Source organism: Actinopolyspora lacussalsi subsp. righensis (assembly GCF_900116555.1).
Classification (GTDB): Bacteria; Actinomycetota; Actinomycetes; order Mycobacteriales; family Pseudonocardiaceae; genus Actinopolyspora; species Actinopolyspora lacussalsi.
Genome location: NZ_FPAT01000010.1, coordinates 122,710 through 140,730 on the forward strand (window position 1 = coordinate 122,710; position 18,021 = coordinate 140,730).

18 protein-coding genes are annotated in these 18,021 nt (G+C 68.6%); 8 read left to right on the plus strand and 10 right to left on the minus strand.

The features are described from left to right. Positions 1-196 precede the first annotated feature (196 nt). From fabG to BM394_RS17295, 5 genes are read left to right on the plus strand one after another with little or no spacing between them, the layout of a single operon-like run. A complete protein-coding gene (gene fabG, locus BM394_RS17275) occupies positions 197-937 on the plus strand; it encodes a 3-oxoacyl-[acyl-carrier-protein] reductase (protein ID WP_092979685.1) in 741 nt (246 codons plus the stop codon). Continuing rightward, positions 934-1,428 (plus strand): cobalamin B12-binding domain-containing protein, encoded by a 495-nt coding sequence (locus BM394_RS17280; protein ID WP_092979687.1) that lies wholly within the window; start codon positions 934-936, stop codon positions 1,426-1,428. The genes fabG and BM394_RS17280 overlap by 4 nt, the downstream gene beginning before the upstream one ends. Beyond that, complete coding sequence (locus BM394_RS17285; protein WP_092979690.1) at positions 1,422-2,732, plus strand: methylaspartate mutase; 1,311 nt, start codon at positions 1,422-1,424, stop codon at positions 2,730-2,732. Before BM394_RS17280 ends, BM394_RS17285 begins: the two co-directional genes overlap by 7 nt. Further along, positions 2,729-3,295 carry a hypothetical protein gene (locus BM394_RS17290; RefSeq protein WP_092979692.1) on the plus strand — a complete coding sequence of 189 codons (567 nt, stop codon included), beginning with the start codon at positions 2,729-2,731 and terminating at the stop codon, positions 3,293-3,295. The genes BM394_RS17285 and BM394_RS17290 overlap by 4 nt, the downstream gene beginning before the upstream one ends. Before the next feature lie 55 nt (positions 3,296-3,350). Beyond that, the gene (locus BM394_RS17295; RefSeq protein WP_092979832.1) at positions 3,351-3,848 is read left to right on the plus strand and encodes a DUF3995 domain-containing protein; all 498 of its coding nucleotides are present in this window, start codon (positions 3,351-3,353) and stop codon (positions 3,846-3,848) included. Between the two features lie 82 nt (positions 3,849-3,930). On the opposite strand, the gene BM394_RS17300 is transcribed toward BM394_RS17295, so the two are convergent. The 5 genes from BM394_RS17300 to BM394_RS17320 all read right to left on the minus strand — a co-directional run bounded on the left by BM394_RS17300 (position 3,931) and on the right by BM394_RS17320 (position 10,343). After that, the gene (locus BM394_RS17300; RefSeq protein WP_092979694.1) at positions 3,931-4,254 is read right to left on the minus strand and encodes a LysR family transcriptional regulator; all 324 of its coding nucleotides are present in this window, start codon (positions 4,252-4,254) and stop codon (positions 3,931-3,933) included. A gap of 660 nt (positions 4,255-4,914) precedes the next feature. Further along, positions 4,915-6,354 (minus strand): GuaB1 family IMP dehydrogenase-related protein, encoded by a 1,440-nt coding sequence (locus tag BM394_RS17305; protein WP_092979696.1) that lies wholly within the window; start codon positions 6,352-6,354, stop codon positions 4,915-4,917. A 157-nt stretch (positions 6,355-6,511) separates the two neighbouring features. Beyond that, entirely contained in the window at positions 6,512-6,997 is a 486-nt protein-coding gene (locus BM394_RS17310) for a DUF4288 domain-containing protein (protein WP_092979698.1), read from the minus strand. A gap of 47 nt (positions 6,998-7,044) precedes the next feature. Beyond that, the gene (locus tag BM394_RS17315) at positions 7,045-8,580 is read right to left on the minus strand and encodes a GGDEF domain-containing protein (protein ID WP_092979700.1); all 1,536 of its coding nucleotides are present in this window, start codon (positions 8,578-8,580) and stop codon (positions 7,045-7,047) included. A gap of 365 nt (positions 8,581-8,945) precedes the next feature. Beyond that, complete coding sequence (locus tag BM394_RS17320; protein ID WP_092979834.1) at positions 8,946-10,343, minus strand: class II fumarate hydratase; 1,398 nt, start codon at positions 10,341-10,343, stop codon at positions 8,946-8,948. 140 nt (positions 10,344-10,483) lie between these two features. On the opposite strand from BM394_RS17320, the gene BM394_RS17325 reads away from it, so the two are divergent. Then, entirely contained in the window at positions 10,484-11,488 is a 1,005-nt protein-coding gene (locus tag BM394_RS17325) for an NAD(P)/FAD-dependent oxidoreductase (protein ID WP_092979836.1), read from the plus strand. A 504-nt stretch (positions 11,489-11,992) separates the two neighbouring features. Here the strand turns inward: BM394_RS17325 and glpX are convergent. After that, positions 11,993-13,054: a class II fructose-bisphosphatase gene (gene glpX, locus BM394_RS17335; protein WP_092979705.1), complete on the minus strand. Its 1,062-nt coding sequence runs from the start codon at positions 13,052-13,054 to the stop codon at positions 11,993-11,995. Positions 13,055-13,303: 249 nt separating this feature from the next. Here glpX and BM394_RS17340 point away from each other — a divergent pair, with 249 nt between their 5' ends. Then, positions 13,304-13,927 carry a DUF4245 domain-containing protein gene (locus tag BM394_RS17340; RefSeq protein WP_092979838.1) on the plus strand — a complete coding sequence of 208 codons (624 nt, stop codon included), beginning with the start codon at positions 13,304-13,306 and terminating at the stop codon, positions 13,925-13,927. An 11-nt stretch (positions 13,928-13,938) separates the two neighbouring features. Here BM394_RS17340 and BM394_RS17345 read toward each other — a convergent pair whose 3' ends face one another. The 4 genes from BM394_RS17345 to BM394_RS17360 all read right to left on the minus strand — a co-directional run bounded on the left by BM394_RS17345 (position 13,939) and on the right by BM394_RS17360 (position 16,727). Further along, positions 13,939-14,187 (minus strand): exodeoxyribonuclease VII small subunit, encoded by a 249-nt coding sequence (locus BM394_RS17345; RefSeq protein WP_092979840.1) that lies wholly within the window; start codon positions 14,185-14,187, stop codon positions 13,939-13,941. Between the two features lie 68 nt (positions 14,188-14,255). Beyond that, positions 14,256-14,699, minus strand: coding sequence for a hypothetical protein (locus BM394_RS17350; protein ID WP_425427669.1), 444 nt, complete (start codon positions 14,697-14,699; stop codon positions 14,256-14,258). Between the two features lie 109 nt (positions 14,700-14,808). Further along, positions 14,809-16,032 carry an exodeoxyribonuclease VII large subunit gene (gene xseA / locus BM394_RS17355; protein ID WP_092979844.1) on the minus strand — a complete coding sequence of 408 codons (1,224 nt, stop codon included), beginning with the start codon at positions 16,030-16,032 and terminating at the stop codon, positions 14,809-14,811. 137 nt (positions 16,033-16,169) lie between these two features. Then, positions 16,170-16,727, minus strand: a complete 558-nt coding sequence (locus BM394_RS17360; RefSeq protein ID WP_092979707.1) for a lipid droplet-associated protein — start codon at positions 16,725-16,727, stop codon at positions 16,170-16,172. A 220-nt stretch (positions 16,728-16,947) separates the two neighbouring features. Between BM394_RS17360 and BM394_RS17365 the strand changes: the two genes are divergently transcribed. Next, the gene (locus BM394_RS17365) at positions 16,948-17,982 is read left to right on the plus strand and encodes a 4-hydroxy-3-methylbut-2-enyl diphosphate reductase (protein ID WP_092922375.1); all 1,035 of its coding nucleotides are present in this window, start codon (positions 16,948-16,950) and stop codon (positions 17,980-17,982) included. The last annotated feature ends 39 nt before the right edge of the window (positions 17,983-18,021 follow it).

An 18,021-nucleotide genomic window follows, 5' to 3' on the forward strand; every position in this document is an offset into this window, starting at 1 on the left:
GGTGCGAGCGGCCGAACAGTTTCGCGGCACCGGCTACCGGCCGGTCGGGTTGCCGAAAACTGCAATCCGATTCCTCACGGATTCTGTTCGCCCGCTCGCACGACTACGGTTCCTGTCGAACCGGGTGCTTTGCCCCCTCCGCACGGACGGTCCGACGTCTCGTGCCGGTGGTGATCGGATTACGGAAGTAGGTGCCATGTCCAGCAGAAGGCGAGCGGTAGTGACCGGCGCGTCTCGCGGGATCGGCAGAGCCGTCGCCGAGCGGATGGCCGGTGAGGGATTCGACATCGCGTTTTGCTACCGTTCGGAATCCGAGTCGGCGCGAGACGTGGCAGAATCGTTGAGCCGTTCCGGGGCACGGGTGCATCACGCGGCGTGTGACGTCACCGACGCGGATGCGGTAGGGGCGTTTCTGGGCGAGGCCGAGCAGGAAATCGGCCCGTTCGACACCTTGGTGAACTGTGCCGGAGTGGTTCGTGACAACCCGATGGTACGAATGGGAATCGATGAGTGGAACACCGTGTTGGACACCAATCTGAACGGCACGTTCCACTTCTGCAGATCCATGGTTTTCGGTCTGATGAAACGCAAGGGCGGCGCGATCGTGAATGTTTCCTCGGTCGCGGGCGTGAGCGCCAGTCCGACACAGACGAACTATTCCGCGGCCAAGGCGGGGATCAACGGCATGAGCAGATCCCTGGCAAAGGAAGTGGCCTCGTTCGGTATCCGGGTCAATGTGGTGGCTCCCGGTTTCATCGACACCGACATGACCGCCGAAGTCTCGGAGAAAGCCCGGGCCAGGACGCTCGAAGCGATCCCGCTGGGCCGGGTCGGAGAACCGTACGAGGTGGCCGACCTGGTGTCCTATCTGGTCTCCGATCGGGCGAGCTACATAACCGGACAGGTGTTGCGCGTCGACGGAGGCATCACGTTATGACCGGTTCCGGACTCGCGCGCCCGACGGGTTCCACCGGGGACGAGGGGATGCGCGTTCTGCTGTCCAGCGTTCCCTCTGACGCGCACACCTGGAATCTGGTTTTCCTGCAGCTGGCTCTGGAACAGGCCGGTATCCGGGTGCGGAACCTGGGAGCGTGCGTTCCCACCGCGTCACTGTTGGACGCCGCGTGCGACTGGCAGCCCGACGCGGTCGTGATCAGTACGGTCAACGGACACGGTTACCCCGACGGCAGGCATCTCATCGGCGAATTCCGCGCTCGCCCCCCGCTGAGGTCGATACCGATCGTTATCGGTGGAAAACTCGGCATCGCCGGTGCTTCGGACGGGCATCGCATCCGGGAGATGGTTCGACTCGGGTTCGACGCCGTGTTCCCCGATGACGCGGACTTCACCGAGCTCGAGAGCTTTCTCCGCGGCCTGCCTGCCACAACCGCGAGGGCGATGCGCTCGGAGGGGGGACCGGCGTGCTGACGTATCCGCCCTCCTCCTTCGCGGGATACGTCGACTCCGCTTACCGCTCCGGAAGTCTGATCGTGCAGCCCCGGATGGGGTTCGGCGACCCGGAGACGATGCGACGGGGACTGGTCGAGGTCAGGCGGTCGGGGGTGCGGGCCGTTGGAACGATCACACTGGACAGCTACACCAGAACCGGTGATTACGAGGCGTTGCGCCGTGCGCTGGACGACGGCGTGCCGTTGAACGGTTTCCCGCTCGTCACTTATCCCCACGAGGTGACCGCGAGCGTTCTCGAAGGGGTCTGGGACAGTGAGTTCCCGGTACAGGTGAGGCACGGTTGCCCACTTCCGGGAGACATTTTCGCGGCCATCTCCGATCTGGGGCTGGACGCGAGCGAGGGGGGACCGGTCTCCTACTGTCTGCCGTACAGCAGAGTACCGCTCGAAGAGTCCATCGCGGCGTGGTCCAGAGCCTGTGAACGGTTCGCCGTGACGTCGGAACGCGGTGTGCTGCCACACGTGGAGAGCTTCGGTGGCTGCATGCTGGGGCAGTTGTGCCCGCCGAGCCTGCTGCTGACCCTTACGGTTCTCGAGGGGATGTTCTTCCGTGCGCACGGACTTACCAGCGTTTCGCTGAGCTACGCTCAGCAGACCCATTTCGAACAGGATCTGGAGGCGCTGGCGGCGCTTCGCCGGTTGGGGGAGGAGTTCCTCCCCGACATCGACTGGCACACGGTCGTCTACGCCTACATGGGGGTCTATCCCTTCGAACGCCTCGCTGCCGAGGCGTTGCTCCGCGACGCGGCGGAGCTGGCCGTCCGTGGCGGTGCCGGGAGGTTGCTCGTGAAAACCCCCGCGGAGGCGCACCGGATTCCCACCATCGCCGAGAACGTCCGATCGCTCCGACTCGCCGCCGCGGCGGCCGCGAGGGTGGAGAACGCCGGAGCGGCCGGTGTTCGGCGGGAAACCGGGATCTACGAGGAAGCCAGAGCGCTCATCGAAGCGGTACTCGAACTCGGTGAGGATCCGGGAACGGCGTTGGGACGAGCCTTCGAGCGCGGGCTGCTCGACGTGCCGTACTGCCTGCACCCGGACAATCCGGGCCGCGCTCGCAGCTATGTGGACGAGACCGGTCGCTTGCGGTGGGCCTCGGTCGGTGCGATGCCGATCGGGCCGGTACCGGGTACCCGCGAGATCACCGGCTCGGACCTGCTGGCCTCGCTCTATTACGTTCAGCGAAAATACGACCGACACGCGCTGCGCGAGGTGCGCGTGGAACCCGAGGGAAACGAACCCGGGGGAGACCTGACGATCCGATGAACGAACTGCTCGAACGAGTCATGCCCGAGTACGATTACCGCGAACGTCATCGGAAGTGGGTTCCGGCCGGGAAGGTGGAAACCTTCGAAGCGCTGCTCGGGCTGCGCATGGGCGAACTGCGCGTCACCGGTCTGCTGTTGCGTGCCCGCGGTGGGCCGTCCGCCTGGCGACACGGTGTGGGCGAGGTCGGTGATCTCCTCGTCCTGAACTCGATGGGGCCGCGACGACTGATCGAGGATCCACCGCGGGAGATCCTGCACGCGGACGTGGCTCGTTACACCCGGGCGCGGCCCGTCCGACCCGAGCGAGCTCCGCGGGACGACGCGGAATTCCGCGCCTTCTCCGAACCGGGGTGGACCAAGGTAGTGATGAACTTCGAACTGCGTAGTCAGGATTCCGGAACCCTTGTCTCCACCGAGACCCGCGTTCACGCCACCGACCAGGCCACTCGGCGGAAGTTCGCGCTCTACTGGCTGATGATCCGGGCAGGCAGCGGCTTGATTCGTCGAGACATGCTCGCCGCGCTGTCCCGACGTCTCCGAACCCGGGGAGATCGGACGTGATCCGGTTCCGCTCGCGCCCCACCCGAACACACCCGGCTGTCCCCGGAAGGTGATGATGTCTCCGTCCGCCACCCGCGCACACCCGACCCGTGGGCAACTCCGGAGCGCCTGGGCGGCGTTCTGGTGCGGGTTACTGTTCGCGATCGTCAACCTCTACTGGACGTTGGGGGGCACGTTCGCCCTCGAGACAGTGGGAGGTCAGCTCGCGCGGGCCGTGGTCGAGCGGAACCCGGCTATGATGTTCGTGCTCGCCGTCACCGTGCTGGTCAAACTCGGTGGTGCGCTGTTCGCACTGGCACTGGTCCAGCCGTGGGGGAACGTGTTCCCACGCTGGTTGTTGCTGGTGTGCGGCTGGTCGGGAACGGCCGTGCTCGTGGGGTACGGGGGAGTGCTCGTCGGTGCCGCCGCCGCACTCGAGATCGGTGTCATTCCCGCTCCACCGGAAGTGGACTGGACTGCCCTGCGTGGACATCTCTACGTCTGGGACATGTGGTTCCTGGTCTGGGGAGTGTTGTTGGGGCTGGCGATGGTGGGCTTCACCCGTCGCCGCTGACCGTTCCGACCGTGGCCGTACGAGGAAGTACCGAGGGCCCGGGATCCCGGAATCGGTTTCCGGCCGCGGACCCCCGGTCGCACTACCGTGCGACGGCCGAAGGTGCCCCCATCCGTCCGGTCAGCAGGTGGTCGAGCCCGGCCGCGGCTCCGTCGACTCCGGAACTCCGCTTCATGCGCTCCATGAGCTCCAGCAGCTCCCGGGCGGCCGGCAGGATCCTGTTCCCGGAATCGGTGAGCCGCACCCCTTCCGGGGTTCGCTCGAAGAGCTTCGTCCGCAGCGATTTCTCCAAACACTTGATCTGGTAGCTGATCGCCGGTTGTGAGTATCCGAGCTGTTGTGCCGCACGGTCCATACGCCTGGCGTCGGCGATGGTCACGAAGGCGCGGATCTCTCTTTCGTGCATTGATACAGCTTTCCGTGGGGCGGGGTCGGTACACCGTTCTGGTAACTGGTCGATCGCCTGTTCGCCTACCTGGCTGTAGTAATCATCCTTTTCCGCGCGTTCAGCTGTGTGGTGCTCGCATTCAGTAATTCCGAATCCGTGGATCGGGGCAACCTTCACTCGACATGTGTAGTCGATCGCGACACGGTGTGCATCAGTAACCCGTTACGTAGACTGAAACCGGCGCGAAGCCCCGCGCTCGCCGTCGGAGGCGCGGTCGGGCACCAGAGGTGTTCGCGGGCTCTCCCACGGTCAGGCGTTTCGGCGTGGCCGTTTCGGGCTTCCGCTGTCGTGACGCGGGTTCCGGGACTTCGACGACGGCTTCTTCCCGGTTCGGACGATCCCGAGTATCCACGTGTCGGACATCGGTGCTCATTCGCGCACCGGGACGTTGAACAAGCCCGCTGGAAACCCCGGGGAAGACCTGCTTCGCACCCGGGCGCGCTCGCTCTCCGGCAGCGGTGCGTAAGAGGTTCCGCCGCGAGGCGCGAGCGCCCGCCGCGTCTTCCGGAAGTGGAGGAACGGCGTCACTCCGACAACGGCGTCATTCCGACAACGGCGGAGCGGGCTCGTACCGGAACGGGAACGGGGCCGAGTCGGTCTCGCTCGGCCCCGAAGACGTCACCAACCGCTGGGCAGCGGCCTGCCCTCGGCGAAACCGGCGGCCGACTGGATTCCCACCACGGCCCGGTCGTGGAACTCCGAGAGCGTGCGGGCGCCCGCGTAGGTGCAGGAGGAGCGCAGCCCCGAACTGATCTCGTCGAGCAGGTCCTCCACACCCGGCGCGTTGGGGTCCAGCCGCATCCGCGAACTGGAGATGCCCTCCTCGAACAGCGCCTTGCGCGCCTGGTCGAAGCCACTGTCCGAGCGGGTGCGCGCGGTGACGGCACGCTTGGAGGCCATCCCGAAGGACTCCTTGTAGGCGTTGCCGTGCTCGTCGCGTTGCATGTCGCCGGGTGACTCGTAAGTGCCCGCGAACCAGGAGCCGACCATCACCGAGGCCGCGCCGGCCGCCAGCGCGAGCGCCACGTCCCTGGGGTGCCGGACACCGCCGTCGGCCCAGATCCGCTTGCCCAGCTCGGCCGCCGCTTCGGCGCACTCGGCGACGGCGGAGAACTGCGGCCTACCCACGCCGGTCATCATCCTGGTGGTGCACATCGCACCCGGACCGACACCGACCTTGATCACGTCGGCCCCGGCCTCGGCCAGATCGCGCACCCCCTCGGCGGTGACCACGTTGCCCGCCACCACCGGCACCTCGCCGGAGACGGAGCGGATCGCACGCAGCGCGGCGATCATCTTCTCCTGGTGCCCGTGCGCGGTGTCGGCGATCAGCATGTCCACCCCGGCGTCCAGCAGCGCCGAGGTCTTGCCCGCCACGTCGCCGCTGACTCCCACGGCGGCGGCCACGCGCAGCCTGCCCTCGGAGTCCACCGCCGGGGTGTAGATCTCGGAACGCAGCGCACCCCGCCGCGTCATGATCCCGGCGAGCTCACCCGCGCCGTTCACGGCGAGCGCCACCTCGCTGCCCCGCTGGTGCAGCGACTCGAACACCTCGCGTGGCTTGGTCTCCAGCGGCAGCACCACCGGATCGCGATCGGCGACCTCGCCGAGCCGGGCGAACCGGTCCACTCCGGTGCAGCACCGCTCGTCGACCACCCCCAGCGGACGACCGTCGTCGTCGACGACCACCACCGCGCCGTGCGCCCGCTTCGGCAGCAGGTTCAGCGCGTCGGCGACCGCGTCGCCCTCGTGCAACACCAGCGGGGTGTCCCACACGGTGTGTCGCGACTTCACCCAGGAGACGATCTCGGCCACGGCTTCCGGGGCCACGTCCTGTGGCAACACCACGAGGCCGCCCCGCCGGGCGATCGTCTCGGCCATTCGTCGTCCCGCCACGGCCGTCATGTTGGCGACCACGATCGGCAGCGTCGTACCGGAGCCGTCGTCGGTCGACAGATCCACGTCGAACCGCGACTCCACCCCCGAGCGCACCGGGGCGAGGAAAACGTCGTCGTAGGTCAGGTCCGTGGTGGGCCGTTGTCCGTTCAAGAACCGCACAACCCGTCAGGCTACTCCTCGCCCGGCGGCGTCTCACCCGTACGTGGCCGGTCGGCGGCGGTGTTGTGCCGATCCACCACTCCGGGTCCCCACCGACCCGTGGTGTTCGTGCGAATCCACGAATCCGAAGCCATGTCCGCGTAGCCGAGCCGGCCGGTCAGGGCTCCTCGCCCTCCAGGGTCGGTTCGAACGAGCGGTACCGCGCGTAGTTCCGGAAGAACCTGCTGTAGAGCTCGGAGCCGTCGTCGAAGGTCGCGTCCTCGATCTGCTTGACCTCCACGACGTGCTTGAGCCGCCAGGTCACCAGCTGCTGGTGCTCGTTGTGGTAGCTGATCTCCTGCTGCTTGCCGTACTCGCGCGCCTTCTCGTGGGCTTCCTCCTCCGAGTGAGCCGTCAACAGCACGAACGACTCCTCGTACAGCGGTTGGAAGTCGGGCGAGTCCGAGGTCGACTCCGTCACCAGTACCGCCACGTAGGCCTCCGGCTCGGCCCCCGCGAAAGCGGAGGCCCTGCCTCCCGTGGTGGGCTCGCCGCCGATGTTGATCGAACGGTCCGCGCCTTCCACCAGCTCGTCGGGAAGCTCCACCGGCGGAGGCATCTCGGGAGACTGCTCGGGCTCCGGCTCGCTGCCGCGGTTGCTCATGACCCCACTTTCTCACTAGCGGTGCCGGGGAATCGGACACCCACCCGTTACGGGTTCTCGGCGGCCACGGTCTCCCGGTTGGACCGCTTGCGGCTCAACATGGCCCTGTCCGCCGTTTCGAGGGTGCCGGACAACCCGAACGGTTCCGTCAGGTCGGCCCACCCGATCGTGACCGAAACCGGAGTGCCCGCCACCAGCGCGTCCCAGTCCCCGTCCGCCACCGCGCTCGCTATCCGGGCCCCGATGCGGTGCGCGTCCGAGAGCTCGGTGCGCGGCAGTACCGCGACGAACTCGTCACCGCCGTAACGCGCGACGAAATCCCCCTGCCGGAGGGTCCTGGCCAGGATGGCCGCCACGCGTTGCAGCACCAGATCGCCCGACAGGTGGCCGTAGACCGTGTTGACCTCCTTGAAGCCGTCCAGGTCGATGACTCCCACCGCGGCATCGTTGCCCTCCTCGATCAACCGCGCCACGTAGCGGTCGAAGTGCCTGCGGTTGGGCAGCCCGGTGAGCGGATCGGTGAGCGCCTCCGAGGCGTACTGCTCCACGGTGCGACGCAGCGCCTCGTGGTCGAGTTGCGCCCTGGTCCCGTCCACCAGCCGATCACGCAGCTGTCCGGTGCCGGCGGTGGCCGTCCTGATGGCTTCCCGGTCGGCTTCCCTGGCGGCGCGGTGGTTCCCGCCGGCGGCGTGTGCCAGGGCGCGCAACCGGTGCGGTTCGGCGCTTCCCAGCGTGTAGGGACTGGTCGGGCGGTCGAGGCCGCGCAGTGCCGCCGCGGTGTCACCCTCGGCGATCGATTCGCAGGCCGCGGCGAGCATCCGCAGGTCAGCCACCTCCCAGCCGTGCTCCTCGGCGGTGAACAGCGCGGGATCCACCTCGGCCCGCTCGCCGAGTGCCCGCAGCCGCACCGCCGCGTACCCGTAGTAGTACTGCTCCGCGGGCCAGAGTCGGCGCGGGTCGGTGCGATCGGCCCAGGTCCGCAGCACCCGTCGCAGCATGTCGGCGCAGCTCTCGGTGTCACCCAGGTGATCCGCCGAAACCGCCCAGCGCACCGCCACTTCGGGCAGCGCGTGGTCACCGCTGGGCAACCCGAGAGCCTGCCCGGCGCGGTAACAGCGTTCGGCCAGTGGCGCGGCCTGGGCGTGGAATCCGAGGTAGGAGTAGGTCACCGCCAGGTCGTGGCGGGCGGTGACGGTGTCCTCGGTAGGTCCCCGCTCGGTGTCCAGTTCGCGCTCCGCCTGCACCAGGTGCCGCACGCAGCGTTCCAACGAGTCGGATGCGGCGATGATCCCCGCCAGCGCGTGCAGGTGGCCCCGCAGCGCGGGCGCCCGTCGTTCGGCCAGCAGGCCGAAGGCCCGGTCCAACACCGCGGGGCACTCCTGGACACGGCCCAGGTTGAACAGCCTGCCGAGCTTGAGCACCAGGGCCCGACAGATCACCAGCGGATCGGCCGCCGCAGCGGCTATCCCGTCGGCCAACTCGATCGCGCCCGCGTTGTCGCCGTCACGGGCCAGCGACCGGATGCTGTCGAAGTGCTCGGTGAAGTCCTCGGCAGGACCGACTTCCGTTTCCGGAATCTGCATAATCCCTGTCCCCGCAGCGTTCGACCAGCGGCAAGCCGTACCGGAGTGCCGCAATCGCGTCACGATAGTGCCACGGTCGTGTGAGTACCGTCACGAGCCGGTGCCGTGCGATTTCGGTGTGTCCACCCCGGTGGTGCGTTACCCGCCCGCCCTGACCCCGGTGCGTGAGGTAATCGCCCGATTCCGGGCGCCCGCGGTGAGAGCCCGCGAGCGGAACCATCGGTTGAGGTGGCGGGGAGACCCGTTACGAGAGGATCGGGTTACGAAGTCGCGGCGCGTACCGAGCGGGGACCGGCACGCGCCGCTGATCCGGCCCGGCGAATCCCACGGGGCGTGGCACGGCCGGGCCGGACGGGAGCGGTCGTTCAGCGCTCGGCCCGCGCCATGCTCAGCACGTCCAGGGCCTCGTCGAGCTGCTGCCGGGTGAGCTTGCCCGCCTCGATGTAGCCGCGTTCCAGCACCACCTCGCGGATGGTCTTGCGCTCCTTCAGCGCCTGCTTGGCCACGGCGGCGGCCTCCTCGTACCCGATGTAGCGGTTGAGCGGGGTGACGATGGAGGGCGAGCCCTCGGCGTATTCCCGGGTGCGTTCGGTGTCCGCGGCCACACCGGCGAAGACCTTGTCCGCCAGCAACCTCGACACCGCGGCGAGCAGCCTCGTCGACTCGAGCACGTTGCGCGCGATCACCGGCAGGTTCACGTTCAGCTGGAAGTTGCCCTGCGAGCCCGCGAAGGACACCGTGGCGTCGTTGCCGACCACCTGGGCCACCACCTGCATCGTGGCCTCCGGGATCACCGGGTTGACCTTGCCGGGCATGATCGACGAGCCCGGTTGCAGGTCCGGCAGCTCGAGTTCGGCCAGCCCGGTTCGGGGGCCGGAGCCGAGCCAGCGCAGATCATTGGCGATCTTGTTCAGGCTCACCGCGACGGTGCGCAGGTTGCCCGAGGTCTCCACCACCCCGTCCTGGGTGGCCTGCGCCTCGAAGTGGTTGCGTGCCTCGGTCAGCGGAAGACCGGTCACCCGGGCCAGTTCGGACGAGACAGCGGCGCCGAAGCCCTCGGGAGCGTTCAGGCCCGAGCCAACGGCAGTACCACCGATGGGCAGCTCACCGAGCCGGTCCAGCCCGGCACGCAGCCGCTCCACGCCGTACCGCACCTGCGCGGCCCACGCGCCCGCCTCCTGGCCCAGCGTGATCGGCACCGCGTCCATCAGGTGGGTACGACCCGACTTGACCACCTCGCTCCACTCCGCGGCACGGCCCTCGATCACCGCAGCGAGTCGCTCCAGCGCCGGGATCGCGTCGGTCAGCACCGCCTCGGTGGCGGCGACGTGGATCGTGGTCGGGAAGGTGTCGTTGGAGGACTGCGAGGCGTTGACGTGGTCGTTCGGGTGGACGTCGCGTCCGAGCGAACGGGTGGCCAGGGTGGCTATCACCTCGTTGGCGTTCATGTTCGAACTGGTTCCCGAACCGGTCTGGAACACGTCGATGGGGAAGTGGTCGTCGTGACGGCCCTCGGCCACCTCGTCGGCCGCGGCGGCGATCGCCTCGGCCATGTCCGCCTCCAGCACGCCCAGTTTGCCGTTGACCCGCGCGGTCGCGGCCTTGAGCAGCCCCAGCGCGCGGATCTGGGCCCGTTCCAGTCCCTGCCCGGAAACGGGGAAGTTGTCCACGGCACGCTGCGTCTGCGCCCGGTACAGGGCCTCGGCGGGCACCTGTACCTCACCCATGGTGTCGTGCTCGGTGCGGTATCGCTGTTCACTCATGCGAAAAGTGTGAACCGTGTCGACCGCGCGGGTCAGTATGGGTTCGGCCACTCGGTGATCGACGCGCGCTGATCGCCCAACAGCGCCCGACCTCGGGCTACGCTGGAAACCGGGTGTTGCCGTCACTGTGCGAGGTGGACATGAGTCGCGACACGCTGTCGGGTGAAGAGGTCTCCGCCGAGGTCGACGTGCTGATCATCGGAGCGGGGCCGACGGGACTCTACGCCGCCTACTACGCCGGGTTTCGCGGCCTGTCGGCCGCCCTGGTGGACTCGTTGCCCGAACCCGGCGGTCAGGTGACGGCCATGTACCCCGAGAAACGGATCCTCGACGTGGCGGGCTTTCCCGAGATCAGGGGACGAGACCTGATCAGCGGACTCGTCGAGCAGGCCGACCGCTACGAGCCCACCTACCTGCTGGGCAGGTACGCCACCGACCTCGCCGTCGACTCGCGGGGCCTGCTCGTCGGGCTGGGGGACGGCAGTGTCGTTCGGGCCGGAGCGATGCTGATCACGGCCGGAATCGGCGAGTTCACCCCCAGGCCGCTGCCCGCCGGTGACGGCTGGCTGGAACGGGGAGTCGTGCATTTCATCCCCGAGATCGCCGCGCACGAGGGCCGCGACGTCGTCGTGGTGGGCGGCGGGGACTCCGCGTTCGACTGGGTACTGGCACTGCACCCGGTCGCCAACAGCGTCACCCTGGTACACCGCCGCGCCAGGTTCCGCGCCCAGAACGGGCTCATCCGAGAAGTGGAGCGTCTCGACGTGCCGCTGATCACCGGCGCCGAGGTGGCCGAGATCCGCGGTGACGAGCACCGGGTCCGGGAGATCGAACTCGAACTGTCCGGAGGGGACACCAAGGTGCTGCGTGCCCAGACCGTGGTGGCCGCGCTGGGATTCACCGCCGAACTCGGGCCCATAGCCGAATGGGAACTCGAACTGGACAAACGTTCCATCAAAGTGGACACCACGATGCGGACGAACCGGGATCGGATCTACGCCGCGGGTGATGTGGCTTCCTACCCGGGCAAGGTCAAGCTCATAGCCACCGGGTTCGGTGAGGCCGCCACCGCCGTGAACAACATCGCGGTGGAACTCGATCCCTCGGTGCGGCTTTTCCCGGGACACTCCACCAACACCGGCTGAAGGCGGAACTGTGGCACGGCTCGGGGGCCGTAGCTGGTCGCTTGGCGGAACCTCCGGCGGCGCCTCGCTCCGGGGAGGCCCGACATCGGGTAGCGACCTACACAACGTCGGGCCTTCCTCGCGAGGCACTCGCCGGAGAACCCGCGGCGGTGCCGATTGCGAGGGTGGTCGGGGTTCGGCCTGCGAGGGTGGTCGGGGTTCGGCCTGCGAGGGTGGTCGGGGTTCGGCCTGCGAGGGTGGTCGGGGTTCGGCCTGCGAGGGTGGTCGGGGTTCGGCCTGCGAGGGTGGTCGGGGTTCGGCCTGCGAGGGTGGTCGGGGTTCGGCCTGCGAGGGTGGTCGGGGTTCGGCTCTGCGTCACAGCGGCGCGGCGATTTCGCGAGAAATCGACGCCGCACTGCCTCGTGCACCGCTCACCCGGCCACCCGCGACGACTCCGACACCGGGCCTCCGGAGCTGCCGCGGGTTCCCGGACTCAGCTGAGGATTCCCGGATTCGATCGGGTTCTCAGGGCAGCAGACCGTGGCGCGCCGTGGGCTCGCCGTTCGTGAAGTCGAGCTCCGAGTACTCGTTGAGCTTGCTCAGCTTGTGCGAGCCCTCGATCAGCCGGACCGTGCCCGACTTGGAACGCATCATCAACGACTGGGTGGTGCAGCGCTGCGCCCGGTAGTGCACCCCGCGCAGCAGCGCCCCGTCGGTGATGCCCGTGGCGCAGAAGAACACGTTGTCGCCGCCCACCAGGTCCGAGGTGGTCAGAATCCGTTCGGGGTCGTGCCCGGCGGCGCGCACCTGTTCCCGCTCGGTGTCGTCCTTCGGCCACAACCGGGCCTGCAACTCGCCGTCCATGCACTTCAGCGCGCACGCGGTGATGATGCCCTCGGGGGTGCCGCCGATTCCCATGAGCATGTCCACCCCGCTGTCCGGACGTGCGGCGGCGATCGCTCCCGCCACGTCGCCGTCCGAGATGAACTGGATCCTGGCGCCCGCCGCACGCACCTCGGAGACCAGCTGCTCGTGCCGAGGACGGTCCAGGATGCACACGGTGACATCGGAGACCTCGATCTGCTTGGCCTTGGCCACCCGACGGATGTTCTCGGCCACGGGGGCACCGATGTCGACCACGTCCGCCGCCTCGGGGCCGACGGCCAGCTTCTCCATGTAGAACACGGCGGAGGGGTCGAACATCGCGTTGCGCTCGGCGACCGCCAGTACCGCCAGGGCGTTCGGCATCCCCTTGCTCAACAGGGTGGTTCCGTCGATCGGGTCGACGGCCACGTCGCACTCGGGCCCGTGGTGGTTGCCCACTTCCTCGCCGTTGAACAGCATCGGGGCCTCGTCCTTCTCGCCCTCGCCGATCACGACCACCCCGCGCATCGCCACGGTCCCGATCAGCTTGCGCATGGCCTCGACGGCGGCCCCGTCCCCCGAGTTCTTGTCGCCACGTCCCACCCAGCGGCCCGCGGCCATCGCGGCTGCCTCGGTCACCCGCACCAGGTCCATCGCCAGGTTGCGGTCGGGAGCCTCGGGATGGCGGGTGGTCTCGTGCGAAGCGGTGCTGGAACTGCTCATGGCGCCTCCCGTGGGCGAGTGCGACTCGCCGTCTCGGTAACTGTCCGATGCCTTGGTCGTCGTCGGTCGTCCGGCCCTGCCTCGTCCCGACGGACGAGCCCGGTCGGGCGGAGTGCTCACCGCCCGTGATCCTGCCGATGAGCGGATCTTCGCAGATCCGTGCCCGTGCCGTTCCGGTGAAGTGGCGCAGGCCACGCGCCCGTTCCGTCGCGCGGACGCGTCGGAACGCGCATCCCGGTGGGTGAGAGCATGCGAGGCGTGGCTGAACAGCGCAACCAGAGCTCGGAGGACAATCGATCCAGTGCTCCGGCGGGAGGACCGCCCCGTGGGCCTCGCGCCATGTTGTTCGCGATGCTGCCGCTGATACTCGTGGTGCTGGGGATAGCCGGATTGAGCGGACGCTGCTCGTTCAGCCCGCTGGGGCCATCGCTGGACTCCTCGACGGCCCCCACCATCAACGCCTCCGAGGAACTCGACTCCGCGGCTCGTCGGGTCGACTTCCAGGTGCTGCGTCCCGAGCTGCCCGAGGGCTGGCGTGCGAACTCCGCGGACGTGCGGCAGGTGGCCCCGGACAGCACCGCCGTGCAGGTGGGTTGGCTGACCGGTCGAACCCACTACGTGCGGTTGTCGCAGTCACCGGCCTCGGAGGCCGAACTGGTCTCCTTCGAGACCGAACAGCGGCCCAGGGCGTTGGGAACCGTCGACGTGGCAGATCGCAAGTGGGTGATCTACCGGAGCATCCGTTCGGAACGGGCGTGGGTCAGCGAGCGTGACGACGTGCGACTGCTGATCACCGGCAACGGGGACGAGCGGGAGTTCCGTACGATGGCCAGGGCCGTCTCGCGGGCTTCCGTGGTGGAAGCCGGGCGGTAACGCGGCCGGGCTCACTGGCCGGTTTCCGCTTGTTCCTCGTGCTGTTCCACCGCTGCCAGGGCCTGGTCCACACGCTGCCGCGCACCGGCCAGATGGCGTTCGCAGACCTTGGCCAGCGCCTCCCCACGCTCCCACAGCGCGAGGGAGTCCTCCAGGGAGAGCCCGCCCGCTTCGAGCCGTTTGACCACCTCGGCCAGTTCGTCGCGAGCTCGTTCATAACCCAGTCCGGCGACGTCCGGATGGTCGGATTCGGGATCGATTCCGTGCTCGGAAGCGTTCTCGGGGGCCGTCCCCGCGCTCTCGTCGGGACTTTCCGGTTCGCTGCTGGTCACTGCGTGGCTCTTTCCAAGTTCTGCTGTACCGACATGACCGCCTCGGCGATGGCCTGGTCGTAGCCCACGAAGGCCTCGGCGAACTCCTCGCCGTCACCCTCGCGCACCGCGTCGTTGATGCGTAGTTGTGCCGAGGCGACCCTACGCCGGTACCCCACCCCGCGCTCCGACCACCACCGGTCGCCCACGTACCGTGAGGTCGCTTCCGCGAGCGCGCTGAGCTGCGTCGGCAACGCGCGTCGCTCCGGAGGGTGACAACCGCCGAGCAGCGCCGCCCAGCAGCCCGCCGCCACCGTGTCCGTTTCCTCCGCTCGACTCCGGACCACGCGGGCATCACCCACGGCGGGTGTGCCCGGAGCCGTGGCCGCCGAAGTGGTGACGGCGACGGTGAGGGGGAGGAAGGTGGGCTCTCGCCCGTGATTCAGCACCACGACCTCCATGTGCGCTTTCAACTGCCGGAAACCTCGTCATCGCGGTTCACGCCGCGCGAGAGGTCCCGCGCGGGACCTCTCGCGGCGGGCGCGTGCCGTCGGATTCCGGTGCGGTCGGCTACTCGTCCTCGGTCACGACGGCATGTACGGTGCCGTCCTCCAGACGGATCCGCAGGGGCGTTCCGGGGCGAACCTGCTCCGCCGAACGCAAGATGGACGAATCCGGACCGTCGGCGCGTTGCACGATCGCGTAACCGCGAGCAAGCGTGGCTGCCGGACCCAGCGCCGTCAAGCGTGACCTCGTCGCGGCGAGCTCCTGTCCCTCCCCGGTGATCACCGTCAGCATCGCGCGCCTGCCACGTTGGCGCAGCGCGTCCACCTCTTCGCCCCTGCGCCGCAGCGGACCTTTCGGATCCGCGAGCGACGGCCTGCTGCGCAGCGAATTCAGCAGTCCCTGCTCGCGCTCCACCCAACCGCGCAGTGCCCGTCTGGCGCGGTCGGTGAGCTGTCCGATACGTCTGGTCTCCTCGGCGACGTCGGGTACCACCCGCTTGCCCGCGCCCGTGGGTGTGGAGCTGCGCACATCCGCGACGTGATCCAGCAGCGGGGAGTCCGGTTCGTGCCCTATCGCGCTCACCACGGGGGTGGTGCACGTGGCGACCGCGCGGCACAGCGTCTCGTCCGAGAACGGCAGCAGGTCCTCCACGCTGCCGCCGCCACGCGCCAGCACTATCACCTCGACGTCCGGGTCGCGGTCGAGCTCGGAAAGCGCCTCCAGGATCTGGGGCACCGCGGTGGAACCCTGCACGGCCACGTTGCGCACCGCGAAGTCCACGGCGGGCCAGCGCAACCGGGCGTTGCTGATCACGTCGTGTTCGGCGGCCGAGCCGCGTCCGGTGATCAGCCCCACACGTCCGGGCAGCAGCGGTGGGGAACGTTTCCGGGCGGTCTCGAACAGTCCCTCGGCCGCCAGCAGCTTGCGGAGCCGCTCGATACGTGCCAGCAACTCGCCGACACCGACCGTGCGGATCTCGTCCACCCGCAGGCTCAGGGTTCCCCTGCCCACGTAGAACGAGGGCTTACCGTGCACCACCACCCTGCTGCCGTCGGTCAGCGGTGGGTCCATGCCCTGCAGCAGCGTGTTCGGGCAGGTCAGCGTCAGCGACACGTCGGCGGAGGGGTCGCGCAGGGTCAGGAACGCGGTGGTGGCCTTGGGACGTGCGGAGATCTGGGTGAGTTGGCCCTCCACCCAGATGTTTCCCAACCGGTTGATCCACTCCGCTATCTTGCGGGAGACGGTACGAACCGGCCAGGGGTTTTCGGCGCTGGTGGCGGAACTCAGCGGACTCGCTCCTTCGGACGACGACTCGGGTTGGGCCGGACTTTCCCGGTCGCGGGCGCACGTGCCGGCACGACCGGCCGTGATCGGCTCGACGGTCGTGCTCCCGACCGGGTGCTGGTCGGGGTGCCCGCGATCGGTCAGCTGTCGCGCTCGGCGGCGCGTACGTTGTTCAGCCGGTTGAACAGCATCTGCAGGAAGTCCGGGCGCCGGGAGTGCGCCCGTTCGTGCTCCAGCAGCCGCACCAGGTCCGACTCGGAGAGCCCGCGTAACTTCCCCCGCAGCTGCGGCAGGGTCATCTCCTCGTAGCCGGGCAGCAGATCCGAGACGTCCTCCGGGACCCGCTCGCTCGACCACTCGCGTTCCGGGGGCGGCTGCGCCACGAAGCGGTCGGCCTCGTCACGGCTCGTCCCCGCCCGCCGGGCGGTCCCTTCCCGGCTCGAGGTGGTGAACGACTCGTCCTCGTCGAACGTCGCCCACTCGGGGTGCTGTTCGGTCTGCCGCGCATTGGCGAGCAGGTCGTCTCCCTTGATCGCCAGTTCCGTGATGTGCTGCTGCACCCGCATGCTCAGCTGCAGTGCCTGACTGGTGACGGTGACGGGCAGACCGATCAGGTGGTCGGGCAGCCTGCGGGTCTGTTCGACCACCGTGCCCGCCAGTCCCGCTGCCACCCGAATCGGCAAAGGAAACGATCGCATACCGTCAAGCTTGCCCCACGAGCGTGGCCCTCGTCATCACGTGGCGGAGTGGTGCCGCGCACCGCGCGTTCCGGTGAGCGGCCTCGTCGCGCCGTCGAGCACCGTTCGCGTGGTCACGGGTGTCGCAGCGCGTCCGGGTCACCTCGTCGCCGGAATCGTCGCCTCGTCGGGACGGTGCTGGCTGCTGACCGTTCCGCGTCGCATCCGTACCCTGTGCGGTATGAGCACCTCGCCGCAGGCTTCCGACTCCGGACAGGATACGACAGCCACCGACTCCGCCCCGTCGGGCAAACGCGTTCTGCTGGCCAAACCACGTGGCTACTGCGCGGGAGTCGATCGCGCCGTGGACACGGTGGAACGCGTGCTGGAGAAGTACGGGGCACCCGTCTACGTCCGCAAGGAGATCGTGCACAACCAGCACGTGGTGGGGAACCTGCGTGACCGCGGTGTCGTGTTCGTCGAGGACACCGAGGAGGTCCCGGAGGGATCGCTGCTGGTCTTCTCGGCACACGGCGTTTCCCCCGCGGTTCGCGAGGCCGCGACCCGACGCAACCTGCGCACCATCGACGCCACCTGCCCGCTGGTCACCAAGGTGCACAAGGAGGTGAACCGGTTCGCCCGAGAGGATTACGACATCCTGCTCATCGGGCACGAGGGCCACGAGGAGGTCGAGGGAACCTCGGGTGAGGCCCCGGAGAACGTCCAGCTGGTGGACAAGCCGGAGGACGTCGACCAGGTCGAGGTGCGCGACCCCTCGCGGGTCGTCTGGCTCTCCCAGACCACCCTGAGCGTGGACGAGACGATGGAGCGGGTGAACCAGCTGCAGGACAAGTACCCCGAGATGCAGGCCCCGCCCAGCGACGACATCTGCTACGCCACCTCGAACCGCCAGGTCGCGGTCAAGGCGATGGCCGAGGAGTGCGACCTCGTGCTGGTGGTCGGTTCGCAGAACTCCTCGAACTCCAAGCGCCTGGTGGAGGTCGCGCTGCACGCGGGAGCCACCGACTCCCACCTGATCGACTACGCCAGCGACATCGACGAGTCCTGGCTGGAGGGGGTCGACACCGTCGGTGTCACCAGCGGGGCCTCGGTGCCGGACGTGCTGGTCTTCCAGGTGCTGGACTACCTGCGGGAACGTGGCTGGGGTGAGGTCGAGGAGGTCACCACGGCCAACGAGAAGGTCTCGTTCGCGTTGCCCCGCGAGCTGCGTAAGGACCTGGACGAGAACCCGAACAGTCCGCAGAGCGTGCGCTGAGCGAGCCGGTTCGGCCGGCTGGTTCTCGGCCGGCTGGTT

Bases quoted from the DNA above. Each gene is read 5' to 3' on its own strand.
- fabG (WP_092979685.1), top strand. From the start codon at position 197: ATGTCCAGCAGAAGGCGAGCGGTAGTGACCGGCGCGTCTCGCGGGATC.
- BM394_RS17280 (WP_092979687.1), top strand. From the start codon at position 934: ATGACCGGTTCCGGACTCGCGCGCCCGACGGGTTCCACCGGGGACGAG.
- BM394_RS17290 (WP_092979692.1), top strand. From the start codon at position 2,729: ATGAACGAACTGCTCGAACGAGTCATGCCCGAGTACGATTACCGCGAA.
- BM394_RS17295 (WP_092979832.1), top strand. From the start codon at position 3,351: ATGTCTCCGTCCGCCACCCGCGCACACCCGACCCGTGGGCAACTCCGG.
- BM394_RS17300 (WP_092979694.1), bottom strand. From the start codon at position 4,254: ATGCACGAAAGAGAGATCCGCGCCTTCGTGACCATCGCCGACGCCAGG.
- BM394_RS17310 (WP_092979698.1), bottom strand. From the start codon at position 6,997: ATGAGCAACCGCGGCAGCGAGCCGGAGCCCGAGCAGTCTCCCGAGATG.
- BM394_RS17315 (WP_092979700.1), bottom strand. From the start codon at position 8,580: ATGCAGATTCCGGAAACGGAAGTCGGTCCTGCCGAGGACTTCACCGAG.
- BM394_RS17320 (WP_092979834.1), bottom strand. From the start codon at position 10,343: ATGAGTGAACAGCGATACCGCACCGAGCACGACACCATGGGTGAGGTA.
- BM394_RS17325 (WP_092979836.1), top strand. From the start codon at position 10,484: ATGAGTCGCGACACGCTGTCGGGTGAAGAGGTCTCCGCCGAGGTCGAC.
- glpX (WP_092979705.1), bottom strand. From the start codon at position 13,054: ATGAGCAGTTCCAGCACCGCTTCGCACGAGACCACCCGCCATCCCGAG.
- BM394_RS17340 (WP_092979838.1), top strand. From the start codon at position 13,304: ATGCGAGGCGTGGCTGAACAGCGCAACCAGAGCTCGGAGGACAATCGA.
- BM394_RS17350 (WP_425427669.1), bottom strand. From the start codon at position 14,699: ATGGAGGTCGTGGTGCTGAATCACGGGCGAGAGCCCACCTTCCTCCCC.
- BM394_RS17360 (WP_092979707.1), bottom strand. From the start codon at position 16,727: ATGCGATCGTTTCCTTTGCCGATTCGGGTGGCAGCGGGACTGGCGGGC.
- BM394_RS17365 (WP_092922375.1), top strand. From the start codon at position 16,948: ATGAGCACCTCGCCGCAGGCTTCCGACTCCGGACAGGATACGACAGCC.